Annotated in this window: 2 protein-coding genes and 1 pseudogene; all 3 read left to right on the top strand. The window is 66.0% G+C overall.

All coding sequences use genetic code 11. The features are described 5' to 3' along the window. Positions 1-103 (top strand): annotated as a pseudogene (locus tag ACRDUX_RS39295) (carbohydrate ABC transporter permease); the annotation flags it as partial. A gap of 3 nt (positions 104-106) precedes the next feature. Beyond that, a complete protein-coding gene (locus ACRDUX_RS39290) occupies positions 107-1279 on the top strand; it encodes an ABC transporter ATP-binding protein (protein WP_526422707.1) in 1173 nt (390 codons plus the stop codon). Continuing rightward, the coding region (locus ACRDUX_RS39285) for a suppressor of fused domain protein (RefSeq protein WP_526422705.1) at positions 1276-1787 on the top strand (512 nt) is incomplete at its 3' end. The genes ACRDUX_RS39290 and ACRDUX_RS39285, both read left to right, overlap by 4 nt.

Here is a 1787-nt window from a genome sequence, read left to right as displayed (position 1 = left end):
CGCCGCAGGTGCGATGGTGATCACGGTGCCGATCGTCATCTTCGTACTAATCTTCCAACGACGGATCGTTGCCGGTCTGACGTCCGGTGCGGTGAAGGGATAGTCCATGGCCGAGATCGTGTTGGAGAACGTATCCAAGAGTTACGCAGATGGCGCTGCGGCAGTGAAGGATCTGTCGATCACCATCGCCGACGGCGAGTTCATCATCCTGGTGGGGCCTTCGGGTTGCGGAAAGTCGACCACGCTGAACATGATTGCCGGGCTCGAGGACATCAGCTCCGGTGAGTTGCGCATCGGTGGCGACCGGGTCAACGAGAAGGCGCCCAAGGACCGCGACATCGCGATGGTGTTTCAGTCGTACGCGCTCTATCCGCACATGACCGTCCGGCAGAACATCGCCTTCCCGCTCACCCTGGCCAAGACGAGCAAGGCCGACATCGCCACCAAGGTGGACGAGACCGCCAAGATCCTCGACCTGACCGAGCTGCTGGACCGCAAACCGGCTCAGCTGTCGGGCGGTCAGCGGCAGCGCGTCGCGATGGGGCGCGCAATCGTCCGTAATCCCAAGGCCTTCCTGATGGATGAGCCATTGAGCAACCTCGACGCGAAACTGCGCGTGCAGATGCGGGCCGAGATCGCGCGGCTGCAGAACCGGCTGGGCACCACCACCGTCTACGTCACGCACGACCAGACGGAGGCCATGACGCTGGGGGACCGCGTCGTCGTCATGCTGGCGGGAGTCGCCCAGCAGATCGGCACGCCCGATGAGCTGTACCACCGTCCGGCGAACCTCTTCGTCGCCGGGTTCATCGGGTCTCCCGCGATGAACTTCTTCCCGGCGTCGCTCACCGACGTCGGGGTGCGACTGCCGTTCGGGGAGATCACCCTGACCTCCGAGGTCCACGACATGCTGGCGCGACATCCCACGCCCGCCAACGTGATCGTCGGCGTCCGCCCAGAGCATCTGGAGGACGCCGCGATGATCGACACCTACGCGCGAATCAGGGCCTTGACCTTCCAGGTGAACGTGGACCTGGTCGAATCCCTCGGCGCCGACAAGTACGTGCACTTCCACACCGAGGGCGAGAGTGCGCAGGCGGCGCTGCTGGCGGAGTTGACAGTCGAGTCCGGGTCCAGTGAAAACCAGTTCACGGCAAGGGTTCCCGCTGAGTCGAAGGCGGTCGCTGGTCAGACGGCCGAGCTCGCCTTCGACACCGCCAAGATCACGCTGTTCGACGCGGACACGGGCGTGAACCTGTCGATCCCGCCCGCCGAGTGACCGACGTTCTGGTCGAGGTCCGCGCCCGACTGCGCGAGCACTTCGACCGGATCGGCGTCGAGGGTGAACCCGCGGTCGCGAGCGTGACGTTTCTCGGCGCCGAGTCGATCGACGTGCTGCGCTTCGGGCCCGATTCGGACGGCGCCCATCACCATGTGTCGCTTGGGTGTTCGCGACATCCGATGCTCGACCCGACCGAGATGGTCGTCGACTCGGCGAGTGGTCCGCGCGCGGAGGTCGTGGTAGCGCTGCGCGGCCCGACGCCCACCGGCCTGGCGCGGTCGATCGCGGTGGTCGCCGCCGCGCCTGCCGTCGAGGGTCTGGTGCTGGTACCCGATGCCCTCGTCGATCTCGAGACGCCGCTCTGGGAGTCCGCGCCGTTCACCGCAGTCCTATTGGGGCCCAGCGACATCGACGACGTCGAACTGCCCGCGCCCAATGAACCGGTGACCCTGTTGTCGGCGATTCCGATCACTCCGACGGAGGCGGCCTGGGTGCGGCTCAAGGG

This window comes from Mycobacterium sp. (genome assembly GCF_050701675.1).
GTDB lineage: Bacteria > Actinomycetota > Actinomycetes > Mycobacteriales > Mycobacteriaceae > Mycobacterium.
The sequence above is the reverse complement of the archived record's forward strand: the minus strand, read 5'-3'. Positions and strand labels throughout refer to the sequence as shown.

Coding starts and splice junctions, on each gene's coding strand:
- ACRDUX_RS39290 (WP_526422707.1), top strand. CDS start 107: ATGGCCGAGATCGTGTTGGAGAACGTATCCAAGAGTTACGCAGATGGC.